This is a genomic window from Collinsella aerofaciens (genome assembly GCF_009876115.1).
In the GTDB taxonomy this organism is placed as follows: domain Bacteria; phylum Actinomycetota; class Coriobacteriia; order Coriobacteriales; family Coriobacteriaceae; genus Collinsella; species Collinsella aerofaciens_N.
In genome coordinates this window covers 19,326-34,823 of sequence record NZ_WWSY01000006.1, presented here as the reverse complement: position 1 = coordinate 34,823, position 15,498 = coordinate 19,326, and the positions used below count along the sequence as shown (strand labels likewise).

Genomic DNA, 15,498 nt, shown 5'->3' with positions numbered 1-15,498 from the left:
CGTAAGGGGTGTCCGATAACGGGCGCCCCTTTTTAAGTGGCAACGTGGCTGCGAATCCGGAGCGCCCCCAACAAGAAAGGTGGGGAGATGGAAGCGGAAAAGAAGGCGTTTAAGATCACCAAGCGCGAAATTGGCTTTGTGCTGGGTATCGTTGTCTTTTTGCTGGTGAAGTTTCTTCCTTTGGCGGAGCTGAGCTCGACGGTCGAGCTTACGGTCGGCGCTCAGACCTGTCTAGCACTGACGCTCGCCACGGTGGTGTTCTGGGCATGTGGCGTGGCACAGCCGGGCTTTGTGGGCCTGCTCTACTGCGCGCTGCTCGTTCTGTTCAAGGTGTGCGTGGACGACACGGGCGCCGCGAGCATCTCGGCGACGGTCGCCTCCACGTTTAGCTCGTGGACCAAAGCTACCATGTGGCTCGTCATCGGCGCCTACCTCATCGCCAGCGCGGTCAAGGAGTCGGGCCTGGGCGAGCGCATCGCCTATGCGTTTATGCTCAAGTTCGTGCGCGATGCCAAGTCGCTCATCATCTCAATCTTCGCGCTCACCTTTGTGCTGTCGCTGCTGATCCCGCACCCGTTCCCCCGCGCCTTCCTCATCCTCGCCGTCGTCTCGGTCATCGCCGAGTCCGCCGGCTACGGTGACGATGACCGCGGCAAGCTCGGATTCCTCGTGTTTGCCGCTGCCGCCCCGGGCTCCATGTTCTTCCTGACGGGCGACTCCACACTCAACCCGCTCGTCGCGCAGTACAGCGCCGAGGCCGGCGGCATGAGCCCGTCCTTCGTCGACTGGTTCCTGTACATGAGCGTGCCTATGCTGGTCGCGCTGCTGTGCACCCTGTTCCTGGGCCTCTTCCTCTTTAAGCCCAGCAAGGAGCTCGTTTACGATCGCGAGCAGATCGTGGCCAAGCAGGCCGCGCTCGGCAAGCTCTCCGTCAAGGAGATCCGCACCATCGTGTGGCTTGTCATCGCCATCGCGCTGTGGCTTACCGTCTCGGGCGATTACATCGGCTGGGTGACACTTGCCATCGGTGTCGCGCTCGCCATGCCCATCATCGGCGAGGTTCTCACTCCTGCCAGCTGGAACGCTGTCGACATCAAGTCCCTCATGTTCCTGACGGCCGCCATGGCCGTGGGTTCCGTGGGCGGCGCCACCGGCATGAACGCCTGGATCGCCGACGTCGTGCTTCCCAGCTCCGTGCCCGAGAACATCTTCCTGTTCGCCCTGCTCGTCGCCGCGCTCTCCATGATCATCCACATGTTCATGGGCTCGGTCATGGCCGTGCTCGGTGTGTGCGTGCCGGCGTTCATCAGCTTCGCGGCCGGCTCCAGCGTAAGCCCGCTTGCCGTGGCGCTCATCGTCTTCACGTCCATCAACATCCACTACATCCTGCCGTTCCACAACCTGCCGATCCTTATCGGCGAGGGCAAGGACGCCGGCGGCTACACCTCCAAAGAGGCCATGCGCATGGGTATTCCCCTCACCGCGGTCGTCTTTATCGTCGTGCTGGTCGAGGCCGCCTGGTTCCACCTCTTTGGCCTGATGTAAGCAGTCGAGTGCTTGGCTGTAATTAGCCGAGTGCTTGAACTGCGAGTGCCCGAGCGCCCCATCTATGAGCGCTGCGGCCCCATTACGTTACCAAGCCCGGCGGCATCCTCGCCGCCGGGCACTCTCCCGAAAGGAGCATGCTATGTCCACTACCGATGCTTCCCAGATCCACGACCTGCGCTCCGCGCTCGACTTTTTGCGCGAGATGCCGGGCCAGCTGCTCGAGACCGACACTCAGGTCGATCCCGATGCCGAGGTCTCGGGCGTCTACCGTCACGTCGGCGCCGGCGGTACCGTTATGCGCCCGACCAAAGAGGGTCCGGCGATGGTCTTCAACAACGTCAAGGGCTTTGACGATGCCAAGGTCTGCATCGGCATGCTTGCCAGCCGCAAGCGCGTTGCCGCCCTGCTCGACCTGGACGAGGAGCACCTGGGCCTCGAGATCGGCAAGCGCTTCGAGAACCTGATCGCGCCCGAGCAGATCGCCGAGGGTGTGCACGTCGACTGTCAGGAGGTCGTGTACAAGGCGACCGACGAGGGCTTTGACCTGCGCAAGATCGTTCCCGCTCCTACCAACACGCCCGTCGACGGCGGCCCCTACATCACCATGGGCCTCGCCTACGGCACGAGCCCCGACGGCTCCCAGTCCGACGTGACCATCCACCGCTTCTCCTGCGTCGACAAGGATAAGCTTGCCATGTGGATTACCCCCGGCAGCCGTCACCTGGGCGCGTTCTTTGACGAGTACTGCCAGCGCGGCGAAGACATGCCCATCTCCATCTCCATCGGTTTGGACCCCGCCGTGTACATGTGCTGCGGTTTTGAGGCTCCCACCACACCGCTCGGCTTCAACGAGCTGCAGATCGCCGGCGCCCTGCGCGGCCACGCCGTCGAGCTTGCCGACTGCGTCACCGTTCCGCAGAAGTGCATCGCCAATGCCGAGTATGTGCTCGAGGGCTACCTCATGCACGACGAGACCATCAACGAGGACGTCAACGGCCACGGCTACGCCATGCCCGAGTTCCCCGGCTACACCGGTGGCGCCAAGGTCTGCCCGGTGATCAAGATCACCGCCGTCACCACGCGCGTCAATCCCATCATGGAGAGCTGCATCGGTCCCTCGCACGAGCACGTGTCCATGGCCGGCATCCCCACCGAGGCATCCATCTACAAGATGGTCGAGACCGCCATCCCGGGCCGCCTGCTCAACGTCCACGCTGCCCCCTGCGGCGGCGGCAAGTTCGTTGCCATCATGCAGTTCAAGAAGTCGAGCAAAAATGACGAGGGCCGTCAGCGCAACGCCGCCATGCTCGCCTTCTCGGCATTCTCCGAGCTCAAGCACGTCATCCTTGTTGACGAGGATGTCGATATCTTCGATATGAGCGACGTGATGTGGGCCATGACCACGCGCTTCCAGGCCGACGTGGACCTCATCACCATCCCCGGTTGCCACTGCCACGTGCTCGATCCGTCCAACGACCCCGCGTTCGACCCCACGATCCGCGAGCACGGCATCGCCTGCAAGGCCATCTTCGACTGCACGGTCCCGTTCGACCTCAAGAAGAACTTCATTCGCTCGCAGTTCATGGAGATCGACACAGACAAGTGGGCCAAGGAGATTGCTTTCTAGTAAGTAGCCCTACCAAGTAGTTAAGGAGCCGTCATGCCTGAGTCTTCTGTCCGTCCCCGTCGCATTGTCGTTGGCGTGTCTGGCGCCAGCGGTGCCGCGCTGGGTCTTGAGTGCCTCAAATGCCTGCGCCAGGCAGGTGCCGAGTCGGCGCTTGTCGTCACGCGCGGGGGAGAGATCACCATCGAGCAGGAGCTCGGCATGACGCTCGACGAGTTTGCCACGCATGCCGATGTGGTCTACGACAACAAGAACATCGGCGCCGCCATCGCAAGCGGCACCTATCCGGTCGACGGCATGATCGTGGCCCCGTGCTCCATGAAGACGCTCGCCGGCATCGCGAGCGGCTACAGCGACAATCTGTTGCTGCGTGCGGCCGACGTGCAGATGAAAGAGCAGCGCCGCCTGGTGCTCATGGTGCGCGAGACGCCCTTCAGCGCCATTCATGTCGACAACATGGCGCGCCTTGCGCGCGTACCGGGCGTCATGCTCATGCCGCCCATGCTCACGTTTTACAACGGCCCCGCCACGCTCGATGACGCGGTGCACCACATCGCCGCCAAGGCGCTCGAGGCCGTCGGCGTGTCATGCGCAAACTATAAGCGCTGGTCATAGGCGTCTTTAGGGTAGGATACGAGTAGTGTTTGAGCCCGCTGCCCCTGTGGGCGGCGGGCTTTGTGCGCAAAAAGGATGTGTCGGGAGGACCTATGCAGACGGGCATGTATGCGATTAGCGAGATGGCGAGTTTGTTTAACGTTTCGCGCCAAACGCTCATCTACTACGACAAGATCGGCCTGTTTAAGCCCGCCGTGGTTAACGAAAAAGGCTACCGTTTCTATTCGCCCACGCAGATCCCGCTCATGCGTCTGATCTGCATGCTGCGCGACCTAGGGCTCGAACTCGATGAGATCGACCGCCTAGCCTCGACGTTCGACATTAGCGAGATGACCGATCACCTGCGCTCGCGGGTGCAGGCGCTCGACGAGCAGATTGCCGGGCTCAAAGCCGAGCGTGCGAGCGTGCAGGAGCGTCTGAGCTTTTACGACGAGGCAGTTTACTGGCGCGAGCGCGAGGGCAAGCCGGAGCTCAAGCAGTTCGAGCGCCGCTTCGTGGTCTTTGAGGAGTTTCCAGGCGATATCGAGCGCGGCCGCTCGATGCTTCACCCCACGCTCATGCGGGCCATCCTGCGCATGCGTGCGTTGACGGGCACGCGCCCTATGCGCGGCTGGGGTGCCATGCTGCGTCGTGAGGCGCTGCATTCCGACGACCCTATCGCCGGCGCGGGCTCCTTTGCCGTGCTGCCGCGCGGTGTCGAGGAACTGCTGCCGAGCGATCCCGCCGAGCTGGCAGAGATCGGCATCGAAGTGCTGCCCGAGGGCACATACCTGTGCATGAGCCGCTGGGGTATGCCGTACGAGCCCGAGGGCATCCGCGCCATCGTTGCCTGCATGGACGAGCACGCGCTCCAGCCCGTTGGCAACGCTTTCGACTTTTGCTACCTCGATACCACGAGCTACGACGAGTCACACCAAGAGGACTTTTGCTGCATCCAAATCCCCGTTACCCTCCAGATGTGACAAAGGGACAGTCCCTTTGTCACATTCGCGGCATGGCTGCCGCCCAAACCATCACAACATTCGATGAAAATCTCGAAAACGAGGAAAAGCGTCGAATGTTGTGACGCTTTTCCTGTCTGTGCCGGCGAGCTCCCGTGTCATCTGGGGGTATAAGGCTAGCAAGTGTTTATTTGCGAGGCCAAGGGGGCGCCCCGTATGGATATCGATAACTTTGAATGGTGGTATAGCGAGGGCGAGGCTCCGGACGAAGAGTGGGACGAGCCCGCGCCGTGTGACGTGTCGAGCGACGAGGACGAGACCGGCAACGATGCCGGTGTCGAGCCTGAAGCCGCCTCCGATGCCGCCGAACCCCTAACCTTTGAACAGGCTTGGGCCCAGGCCGAGGCCGACGAGGCGAAGGCCGATGCCACGGCCACGCTCGGCGAGCCGGCGGACATGTCCATCTCGCCGGCCAAGATCCCGCAGCCGCGCCATAACATCGACCCCGGCAGTACGGCATCCTTCAGCATTCTCGACGTGCCCTCGCAGGGTGCCCAGGCGCCCGCGCCCACGCATCGCCCCAATCTGTCTCGCGAGGAAGATGCAGGACGTCGTTCTCCGCTTGGCCCCATCCTTATCGCCTTCATGGCCGGCGTTATCGCCTGCTCAGCAATTGGAAACGTCTGGAGCCATGTCGAGCAACAGCGAAAAGACGCCGCCAAGGTCGAGATGTCCGTCGAGCAATCGCTCGGTCGTACGCGCTCGGTACATGTGTCGGTCGAGGTCAAGGACGGCGCGACGTGGGACACCGCGCGCGGCGACAGCCAAATGCTCATCCACATCGTGGGGCGCACGCTCAAAGGGCAGACGATTGACGAGTATCAATATGTCAACTCCGCTGGTGACGGCATCGAGCTCAAGCCTGGCGACTACGAGCTCACGGTCGATGAACCGCCCGTCGCCACCGATGGCACGCGCTTCCGCGCCTCAAAGCGTATGGTCCCCGCGAGCTTTAACTCACAGGCGCCCGACACGGTCGACACCACACCGCAGGGCGGGTTTGACCTTTACGTGGATACCCAGTAGGCGCTCGCCGCTCATTCCGCTATGGCTACTCAATAATCGCCTGCCGTCCCGTCCCGCCGCCAAGAGTGGGACAATAGCCCTCGACACTGTTGTTTACTTTTGGAGGAAGTAGCATGTCCACCGTCACCACCATCAAGCGCGGCGGCCTCACCGCGGCCATCGATTCCATGGGTGCCCAGCTCACGAGCCTTGCCCTCAACGGCAACGAGTATCTGTGGCAGGGCGACCCGGCCTTTTGGGGCAAGCACGCGCCCATTCTGTTCCCCATCGTGGGATCGCTGCGCAACAACATGGCGACATCTGCGGCCGGCACCTGCGAGATGCCGCGCCACGGACTCGCTCGTATCGTCGAGCACAAGTTGGTCGAGGTTTCGGAGGACGGCTCCTCGGTAACGTACGAGATCACTGACACGCCCGAGTCGCTCAAGGCGTTCCCGTTCCACTTTAAGCTCAACATGACCTATGCCCTGACTGGTGACGCCACCCTCACGCAGACCTTCGCCGTCACCAACACCGGCGACGTGGACCTGCCGTTCTCGGTGGGCGGCCACCCCGCATTTAACGTGCCCGTCCCCGGTGCTGAGGACGAGGCATTCGAGGATTACGAGCTGGCGTTTACCGAGGCTTGGACTAACGAGGCCCCCATCATCACGCCCGACGGTCTTATGACGTTCGAGGGTAGCTACAAGGCTCCCGATAACTCGGACGTGCTGCCCATCACGCACCGCAGCTTCGATAACGACGCTATCATGTTCACCGATGCTCCGGGCTCCACGCTCACGCTGCGCGGTCGCAAGTCGGGCCACGGCGTCAAGATCGACTTTGAGGGCTTTAAGTACATCGGCGTGTGGTCTGCCGCCAACGACGCCCCGTTTGTGGCACTCGAGCCCTGGACTGGTCACACCACCATGGACACCGAGGACGACGTCTTTGAGCACAAGGTCAACACCATTACGCTGGCGCCGGGCGCTACCGACACCCGTTCCTTTAGCGTCACCCTGTTCTAGATGTGACAGCTAGCCTCCCCGCCATCCCCAGCAGGGAGGCTTTTTGGTAGGTAGTCGTTGGGGACGTTCGTTAAACTTTTGCGTACGCCCCATCGGTTCCGCCGCTGCGCTATCCTGTTCTGTTGTCAGCAAAGCAAAACAGGAAGGCATCAGATGCAACCTCGACTACAGCGCGACGCGCATCCACAGCCGGTATGCAGCCGTCGCATCTTTTTGGGTAGTGCTCTCGCTGCGAGCGCTTCTGTCGTCGCCGGCGCACTTGCCGGTTGCCAGCGCCCCTCCACGCTGGAAGTAGTTCAGCCCACGACGGGCGGCGGTCGCGACGACCTGTCCGATTCCGTTATCGGCAAGGACAAGATCCGCATCGGCATGGAGGCGGCCTACGCCCCGTACAACTGGCAGGTTTCCGAGGCCAGCGAGTTCACGATCCCCATCGACAACGTGCAGGGCGCCTATGCCGATGGCTACGACGTGCAGATCGCCAAGATCGTCTGCAAGGCCCTCGGCGGCGAGCCCGTCGCCGTCAAGCAGAGCTTCTCGGGCCTTATCGACTCGCTCAACAACGGCCAGATCGACCTCATCATCGCCGGCATGAGCGCCACGCCCGAGCGCGAGGAGTCCGTTGGCTTTTCCGATCCGTACTTTATCGGCTACTTTGGCCTATTCGTAAAAGAGGGCTCGCCCTACCAAAACGCGACCAAGCTCAGCGACTTTAGCGGCGCCACGGTGCTCGGCCAAAAGGACACGATGCTCGACACCGTCATTGACGAGATCCCGGGCGTCGTCCACAAAAATCCGGTCGATTCGGTACCCACGGTGTTCTCGAACCTGCTGCAGGGCACTTGTGACGCTGTGACCTACAACACCGAGAACGAGAAGGGCTATATGGCCCAAAACCCGGGCATCGTGCCCATTCGCTTTGCGGAGGGCGAGGGCTTTAAGCAGGAGGTTACGGCAAACGTCGGCTGCCGCAAGGGCTCGGACAAGCTGCTCAAACTTATCGATAAGACGCTCAAGGGCATCAGCCAGGAGGAGCGCGACCAGATGTGGGACGCGTGCCTCGACCGTCAGCCGGCATAGGGAGGCAGCATGAAAACAGTCAATCGTCTGGCCTCCTTTATCAAGGCCGACCATCGTTATGTGTACCTGGGCACGAGCGTCATCGCGGCGCTCGGCCTGGCGTTTAGCCAGCGCAACCCCACACCGCTGAGCTTTTTGGCCCCCACGGGCGTGTTCCAAGATTGCCTTTGGGCGATCCTGTGGGCGTGGCTCGTCGTGTCGGCGGCGGCGCTTGTCACCAAGCTCATGCATTGGGGCGACTATCGCGAAACGTCGCCGTTCGCATCCGAGCGTTTCCGTCGCGGCGCACGCTTGGGCAGCTATGTCGTGGTCGCCATCGCGGCAGTTTTCTTTATCGACCGCTGCGTCATGTCATTTATCGACCTGGTGCAGGTGAGCATTGTCTCGGACTCCAACCCCAGCGACTTCTTGTCGAGCCTGGTCTACATGACCTACAAGAGTGGTGACTTCTTCATCCGCGGTATCGAGATCACCATTGCGCTCGCGACCTTCGGCACCGTCATCGCATTCTTCCTGGCGCTGCTCTTTGTGTTCCTGCGTATTCAGACGTTCGACCGCGTGGATAACGACCTGGTGCGCTTCTTTAAGAGTATCGGCCGCGGCTTTGCGACCGTCTACTCCACCATCGTGCGCGGTACGCCCATGATGGTCCAGGGCCTGCTCATCTATTACGCGGGCTTCACCGTTTTGCGCGGCATGGGCTTCGAGACTGCCCAGGCCAACCAGATTTGGAGCACCTTCACCGCCGGCCTTGTCACCATCTCGCTCAACTCTACCGCCTACATGATGGAGGTCCTGCGCGGCGGCATCGAGTCGATCGACCCCGGCCAGGCCGAGGCGGCGCGCTCGCTGGGCTTGTCGCAGTGGCAGGCCATGCGCAAGGTCGTGTTCCCCCAGGGCATTAAAAACGCGATCCCGGCGCTCACCAACGAGCTCATCATCAACATCAAGGATTCGTCGGTGCTCTCGGTCATCGGCGTGTTCGACCTCATGTATGCCACCACCACCGTCGCCGGCGTGTACTACCGCCAGATGGAGGTCTACTGCGTGGCGCTCGTGGTCTATCTGATCCTGACGCTCGTGGCGAGCCGCCTGCTCGAGGCCTTTGGCAAAAAGCTCGGCGCCGAGGCTCCTGCCACGCTGCCCAGCTCTAACTAGGCTTAAGACGAGGAGAATCATCATGGCAGATACCGCCATTACCGGCGTTGCGGCCGCCGCACAGACCAATGAGCCGCTCATCCGCGTCGAGGGCCTGCGCAAGAGCTTCGGCTCACTCGAGGTGCTTAAGGGCATCGACCTGTCCGTCAATCCCGGTGAGGTTGTCACCATCATCGGCGCCTCGGGCTCGGGCAAATCGACCTTCCTGCGCTGCCTCAACCTGCTCGAGACCCCGGACGCGGGCCACATCTGGTTCCACGGCCAGGACCTCACGGCCGAGCGCTGCAACATCAACAAGCTGCGCGAGGACATCGGCATGGTGTTCCAGGGCTTTAACCTGTTCAACAACATGGATGTGCTCGACAACTGCACGCTCGCGCCCGTCACGCTCAAAAAGATGAGCAAGGCCGAGGCTGAAAAAATTGCGATGGAGCATCTGACGAGCGTGGGACTCGAAAAGTTCGCGCACGCCGCCGTGGGTCGTCTGTCCGGTGGTCAAAAACAGCGCGTGGCCATCGCTCGTGCCTTATGCATGAATCCGCAGATTATGCTGTTCGACGAGCCGACCTCTGCGCTCGACCCCGAGATCGTGGGCGAGGTGCTCGAGGTCATGCGCAAGCTCGCCGCCGACGGCATGACCATGGTCGTCGTCACGCACGAGATGGCCTTTGCCCGCACGGTGTCCGACCGCGTGGTCTTTATGGACAAGGGCGTGGTGCTCGAGGATGCCGCGCCGGCCGAGCTCTTCGGCAACCCCAAGCACCAGCGCACCCGCGAGTTCCTCTCTCGCTATCTCGAGGACAAATAACCGACCGCAAACGCTTACGTTGCAGGGCCGCTCCGGTGGGGCGGCCCTCGTCATCACAATCGAAAGGATGTCATGGCCGAGGTTTGGCGCTTCTTTGCGCATGAGGACGATTTTGCCGATATAGACGAGGCCGGCGCGTGCGAGCGCTTGGGCCGCGTGCTGTCGTTTCCGACCATTTCGAGCATGGATGCCGAGGCGGTGGATTGGCAGCCGTTTGACGACCTGCGCGCGTATATGCAGCAGGCCTGGCCGCACGTATTTGCGGCGGGCGAGGTCGAGCTTGTCGGACATTCACTGTTGGTGACGCTTGGCGGTTCCGACTCCGCCCTTAAACCCGTCATGCTCATGGGCCACATGGACGTGGTCCCCGTGGTGCCCGGCACCGAGGCTGACTGGACGCATGCCCCCTTTAGCGGCCACGTGGACGACACCTACATTTGGGGTCGCGGCGCGATCGACATGAAAGACCAGGTCGCAGGCATTCTCGAGGCTGTCGAGTATGCGCTGGCGCACGGTTGGCAGCACGAGCGCACGCTGCTCCTGGCCTTTGGCCAGGACGAGGAGACTACGCAGTGCGGCGCAGGCGCCATCGGCCGCGCGCTCGAGGAGCGCGGCATTGAGCTTGAGTACCTGATCGACGAGGGTGACTACCGTATCGTTTCGGCTGCCGAGTACGGCGCGGGCGAGGGTTGGCTTATGCATGCCGATCTCGCGGAGAAGGGCTACGCCGATATCGTGTTGAGGACGCGTAGCGAGGGCGGGCATTCGTCCAACCCCTACGGTGGCACGTCGCTCGAGGTGCTCAGCCGTGCCATCGCCGTAATCTGCGATATCGAGTGGCCGACGCGCGTCACGGACCTGCTTGCCGCGCAGCTTGTCGAGCTGGGGCTCTACACGGCGGATGAGATTGCCGCCAACGGGGGCGCCATTGTCCGCGATTGCCTCGCCAGCAAGAAGCTCTATCCGCTCGTGACCACCACCTGTGCACCGACCCAAATCGAGGGCGGTAGCACCGGTGCTAACGTGATGCCGCAGGATATGTGGGCCAACATTAACTTCCGCATGCTCGAGGGCACGAGCGTGGCCGATGTCGTTGCCCGCTGCCGTGAGGCGGTTGCCGGGGCGGACCTTGCCGGTCGTGCCGAAGTGGAGCTGGGCCCCGGCAGCTCCGAACCCTCGCCGTCCCCGTGCATCGGTGGTCCCGGCCTCGAGGCCGTTCGCGCCATTGCCGCCCGCTACTTCCGCGATCCAAAGGGGACGGAGGAAAACGGATCATCCGAGCCGTTGGCGATTGTCCCCTCGACCGTGATCGGCGCGACCGACGCTGCCAACTACCAGAGCATTTGCTCTGAATGCATTCGTTTTTCGGCGTTTGTGGTCGACGATGACGAGTGCGACCGCGGCGTCCACGGCACCAACGAGCGCATCACCCGCCGCGCCTACCTCCAGGGTGTTCGCTTCCTCATCGCCCTGCTTCAAACGCTCTAGAATGTGACAAAGCGACAGCCCCTTTGTTAGCCGTTGGGGGCGTTCTTAAACGACTAGTCGTTAATGAACGCCCCCAACGGCTACGTCCACTCATTCCGTGCGGGTTATATGCAGGTTTGCCTGCGCACGCTATCATGTATGGGTTAGACCGCAACTATGTACCCCATACGCGAAGGGATGCGCATGTATCTGAAGATCGACATGTTCTAGCCGGGCTTACCCCCGCAGCGGCGCCCCGCGCCCCATCAACTCTGCCGATTTTCACCTTCACGCATATAAAGGAGTTCCGCCATGCGCGACAAGCTCGAAAAGATCATCAAGGCCTACGAGGAGCTCGAGAAGAAGCTTTCCGACCCGGCCGTCGCCTCCGATATCAAGGAGTTCACGCGTCTCAACAAGGAGTACGCGCACCAGTCCGACCTCATCGCCGCCTCGCGTGAGTACATCGGCGCGCTCGATGACATCGAGGCTGCCAAGGAAATGCTCCACGATACCACCGATGCCGACGAGAAGGAGATGCTCCAGATGGACATCTCCGAAAACGAGGCCAAGCTTCCCCAGCTCGAGGAAGACATCAAGTACATGCTCATTCCGAGCGACCCCAACGACGACAAGAACACCATCGTCGAGATCCGCTCCGCCGCCGGCGGTGACGAGGCGGCCATCTTTGCCGGCGATCTGTACAAGATGTATCAGCGCTTCTGCGAGTCGCGCGGCTGGAAGACCACCGTGCTCGATTCCAGCCCCAGCGAGGCCGGCGGCTTTAAGTCCATTGAGTTCAAGGTCGAGGGCGACCGCGTCTACTCCGTCATGAAGTTCGAGTCCGGCGTGCACCGTGTCCAGCGCGTTCCCAAGACCGAATCCCAGGGTCGCATCCAGACCTCCACGGCAACCGTAGCCGTACTTCCCGAGGCCGAGGAGATCGACGTCCAGATTAACCAGTCCGACCTGCGCATCGACACCTACTGCGCCTCCGGCCCTGGCGGTCAGTGCGTTAACACCACTTATTCCGCCGTGCGCATCACCCACCTGCCCACCAACACCGTGGTGCAGTCGCAGGAGCAGCGCTCCCAGATTCAGAACCGCGAGGTCTGCATGCAGATGCTGCGCGCCCGTCTGTACGAGATGGAGCTCGAGAAGCAGCAGGCCGAACTCGGCGCCGAGCGCCAGAGCCAGATCGGCCACGGCAACCGTTCTGAGAAGATCCGTACCTACAACCAGCCCCAGGACCGCGTGACCGACCATCGTATCGGTTTCAACTCCACCTACAACGGCGTCCTTCTGGGCGATCAGCTCGGCACCGTCATCGAGGCACTTGCCGCCGCCGAGCGTGCCGAGAAGCTGGCACAGGCTGTTTAGTAGGTTACGCGGTTTTACCAAACCGCGTAACGACTCGACGCTGCAAACGCCCCTAAGCGGCAATCTGACGTTCAATCGTCGGTCGCGTACCGAAGTACGCTTCCCTCCTCTTTCACGTCACCTTGCTCGCTTAGGGGCGTTTTCGCTGACTTATGCTCAACCTGCGGCGCCTTAGAGGTGGTCATTGGGGACGTACTTAAATGACTAGTCAACTTGTTCGCCCTGGACGTCGCTCGCTGTCCGTCCTCTACCTGCGGCGTTGCCTTGCTCCGGATGCGGTATGCTCAACCTGCGACGCTTCCGTGGCCCTAAGTAGTCATTGGGGACGTTCTTAAATGACTAGGTTGGGCACATTGCTTTGAGGTGTTATTCGATTGGTTTTTATGGCTATTAAGCCATCTACCTGCTCAAAGCAATTATCGGCAGTCATTGTATACCGAAAATAATGCTCGAAAAATCGTCCAAGAAGTCGCGGGGCCCTTTTTGGTGCGTCGCGCGTCAAGTGGTTTGGCAAGTTCTTGGTTAGATATTGGTCAGTTTTGGGCAACCTTGCCAAAAGCTTGACGAATGCAGATTTAGACGTCGACATATGAACACATTGGACGGGGACAAACAAAAATTCTGGGCTGATTCTCGATAATTGCTTCCAATCGCCCCTTGCCGCGTGCCACCCTCGCGTACAATCTGCTCCGACATTCGCGCGCCGCCCGGCGCTTAAGAGGGGAGGGCCCCATGGCAAACGAGATCTGGACCATCAAGCGTTGTCTCGAGTGGACCAAGGAGTACCTGGCCGAGCGCGGCGAGGAGCATCCCCGTCTTTCTGCCGAGTGGCTGCTCTGCGCTGCCACGGGTTTGGCGCGCATTGACCTATATATGCGCATGGACGAGGCGCTTAACGCGGCCCAGCTCGAGACCATGCACGCGGCCGTCGTTCGTCGCGCCAAAGGCGAGCCGCTGCAGTACATCACCGGTAGCACGCAGTTTCGCATGATCGACGTCGCGTGTGCCCCCGGCGTGCTCATCCCGCGCCCCGAGACCGAGATGCTCGTCGAAGAAGTCCTGAACTACCTGGATGCCGAGGTGCTGAGCCCCGAGGCCGCCGCCCGCCAGTGCGTGGAGCTGCCTTGGAACGATGAGGTCGAGCAGGCTCGCAAAGCCGAGGCAGCATTGGCCGACGAACGCGCGACCGCCGAGCGCCGTGCCGCCAACCTGACGGCCGCCGATGAGGCTGCGCTGGGTAGCGACGTGCTCGGTAGCCGCGCCTATGCCGAGGAGCTTGCCGATCGCGAGGCCGAGCGAGCCGCTTCGCAGGCGGCAGAAGCAGAGGCCATGGAAACCCCCGAGCCCGAGCTCGACGAATACGGCATCGCCATCGACGGTGCCGACCAGGAGACGGCTTCAGCTCAGGATGCCGCTGCGCCTGCCCCAGCCGAGCCCCGCACTGCCCGCGTTCTCGAGGTCGGCTGCGGCACGGGCTGTATCTCGCTCTCCCTTGCCTGGGAGCGCCGCGGCCACGTTGCCTGCACCGCCACCGATATCGAGCCGCGCGCCATCGACCTTGCTACCAAAAACCGCGATGCGCTTGGCCTCACGTCCGGCGAGGTCGCCTTTAGCCTCACCAACCTGGTGAGCTCCATTCCCCACGACGAGTGGGGCACCTTTGACGTACTCGTCTCCAACCCGCCCTACATCCCCACCGATGTCATGCGCTCGCTGCCGCACGAGGTCAAGGACTTTGAGCCCGATCTGGCGCTCGAGGGCGGTGCCGACGGCCTCGATATCTTCCGCCGCCTGCTCAACGCGGCGCCCTACATGTTGCGCGCCGGCGGCCTCTTTGCCTGCGAGCTCTACGAGGGCGCGCTCGACGCTGCGGCCGAGCTCTGTCGTCAAGCGGGTCTGTCGGACGTGCGCATCGTCCGCGACCTCACCGATCGCCCCCGTATCGTCCGAGCCATCGTCACCGAGCCCAAACAGCGCCAGTAATATTTATTAACTGGTTAGCAAAAATTATAAATTAGTTTATAATTAGGACGGCTGAAAGAGGTCGGCCCATGCAACCTCCTACCTTTCGGGAAATCATTGTCCTACTCAAGCACGATGGATTCGTGAAGGTCGCGCAAGTCGGTAGTCATGCTAAGTATGTTTCTGGTGACCGTGTTGTCACCGTGAACGGCTCTGGTGGTGATCGACCAAAGAAGGGCACGTGGGCAAGTATTCGTCGCCAAGCTGGATGGTAGTTGGAGGCAAAATGAGGCAGCGATTTACCTATGACTGCGTTCTCATAAAAGAAGACGACGGTTACTGCGCCAGCTTCCCGCAGATTCCCGGCGCCTTTGCCGATGGCGATACGCGCGAAGAAGCGATTGCCCATGCCACCGAGGCACTGATGGCGTTTTTGGCCGACGACCTCAACAACGGTTTGACTCCAGCAGGGTACGAACGATCGGCCGAGGTCGTGGCCCTTTCAGTCGAAATCGACCACGAGGACGCTCGGGAAGCGGCGTGCCGAACATTTAAAGACGCAGCGCTGGACCTCAAAGTCTCTGCTCCGCGGATTACCGCGCTGGTCAAAGCCGGAAAGCTCGATGTTGAACTCGTCGACGGCCGTCGGATGATAACGATAGAAAGCATCGAGCGTTACGCCGCTCAAGAACGTCACGCCGGAAGACCAAAGAAGTTCGTAGCCGTCCAATAACCCCCTCACTTTCACCGACTACTAGAGCCGCTCACCAAACCAACATGCGCTCTGGGCAAATAGGTTGAACGTTTCGTGCGAGAATGCCC

14 protein-coding genes are annotated in these 15,498 nt (G+C 61.6%); all 14 read left to right on the top strand.

All coding sequences use genetic code 11. The features are described from left to right. Positions 1–87: 87 nt before the first annotated feature. The 14 genes from GT571_RS04710 (at position 88) to GT571_RS04645 (ending at position 15,409) form a co-directional block, all read left to right on the top strand. Positions 88–1,545 carry an SLC13 family permease gene (locus tag GT571_RS04710; protein ID WP_192934640.1) on the top strand — a complete coding sequence of 486 codons (1,458 nt, stop codon included), beginning with the start codon at positions 88–90 and terminating at the stop codon, positions 1,543–1,545. A gap of 142 nt (positions 1,546–1,687) precedes the next feature. Beyond that, positions 1,688–3,175: a UbiD family decarboxylase gene (locus tag GT571_RS04705; protein ID WP_161155826.1), complete on the top strand. Its 1,488-nt coding sequence runs from the start codon at positions 1,688–1,690 to the stop codon at positions 3,173–3,175. A gap of 33 nt (positions 3,176–3,208) precedes the next feature. Further along, the gene (locus GT571_RS04700; RefSeq protein WP_055252424.1) at positions 3,209–3,787 is read left to right on the top strand and encodes a UbiX family flavin prenyltransferase; all 579 of its coding nucleotides are present in this window, start codon (positions 3,209–3,211) and stop codon (positions 3,785–3,787) included. A gap of 92 nt (positions 3,788–3,879) precedes the next feature. After that, complete coding sequence (locus GT571_RS04695) at positions 3,880–4,749, top strand: MerR family transcriptional regulator (RefSeq protein WP_117655373.1); 870 nt, start codon at positions 3,880–3,882, stop codon at positions 4,747–4,749. 195 nt (positions 4,750–4,944) lie between these two features. Further along, positions 4,945–5,814, top strand: coding sequence for a hypothetical protein (locus tag GT571_RS04690; RefSeq protein WP_161155824.1), 870 nt, complete (start codon positions 4,945–4,947; stop codon positions 5,812–5,814). Positions 5,815–5,927: 113 nt separating this feature from the next. Further along, on the top strand, positions 5,928–6,821 hold the full coding sequence (locus tag GT571_RS04685) for an aldose 1-epimerase family protein (RefSeq protein WP_161155822.1): 894 nt from the start codon (positions 5,928–5,930) through the stop codon (positions 6,819–6,821). A gap of 153 nt (positions 6,822–6,974) precedes the next feature. Further along, positions 6,975–7,901: a transporter substrate-binding domain-containing protein gene (locus GT571_RS04680; RefSeq protein WP_161155820.1), complete on the top strand. Its 927-nt coding sequence runs from the start codon at positions 6,975–6,977 to the stop codon at positions 7,899–7,901. A gap of 9 nt (positions 7,902–7,910) precedes the next feature. Then, the gene (locus GT571_RS04675; RefSeq protein ID WP_161155818.1) at positions 7,911–9,059 is read left to right on the top strand and encodes an amino acid ABC transporter permease; all 1,149 of its coding nucleotides are present in this window, start codon (positions 7,911–7,913) and stop codon (positions 9,057–9,059) included. 22 nt (positions 9,060–9,081) lie between these two features. Further along, positions 9,082–9,867, top strand: coding sequence for an amino acid ABC transporter ATP-binding protein (locus GT571_RS04670; protein WP_117821441.1), 786 nt, complete (start codon positions 9,082–9,084; stop codon positions 9,865–9,867). Between the two features lie 72 nt (positions 9,868–9,939). Further along, a complete protein-coding gene (locus GT571_RS04665; protein WP_161155816.1) occupies positions 9,940–11,355 on the top strand; it encodes a M20/M25/M40 family metallo-hydrolase in 1,416 nt (471 codons plus the stop codon). A gap of 291 nt (positions 11,356–11,646) precedes the next feature. Further along, positions 11,647–12,714 carry a peptide chain release factor 1 gene (prfA, locus tag GT571_RS04660; RefSeq protein WP_055252487.1) on the top strand — a complete coding sequence of 356 codons (1,068 nt, stop codon included), beginning with the start codon at positions 11,647–11,649 and terminating at the stop codon, positions 12,712–12,714. A gap of 732 nt (positions 12,715–13,446) precedes the next feature. After that, entirely contained in the window at positions 13,447–14,697 is a 1,251-nt protein-coding gene (locus tag GT571_RS04655) for a N5-glutamine methyltransferase family protein (protein WP_161155814.1), read from the top strand. A 68-nt stretch (positions 14,698–14,765) separates the two neighbouring features. Continuing rightward, positions 14,766–14,951: a type II toxin-antitoxin system HicA family toxin gene (locus GT571_RS10280; RefSeq protein WP_161155812.1), complete on the top strand. Its 186-nt coding sequence runs from the start codon at positions 14,766–14,768 to the stop codon at positions 14,949–14,951. Then, positions 14,918–15,409 (top strand): type II toxin-antitoxin system HicB family antitoxin, encoded by a 492-nt coding sequence (locus tag GT571_RS04645; RefSeq protein ID WP_161155810.1) that lies wholly within the window; start codon positions 14,918–14,920, stop codon positions 15,407–15,409. The genes GT571_RS10280 and GT571_RS04645 overlap by 34 nt, the downstream gene beginning before the upstream one ends. The last annotated feature ends 89 nt before the right edge of the window (positions 15,410–15,498 follow it).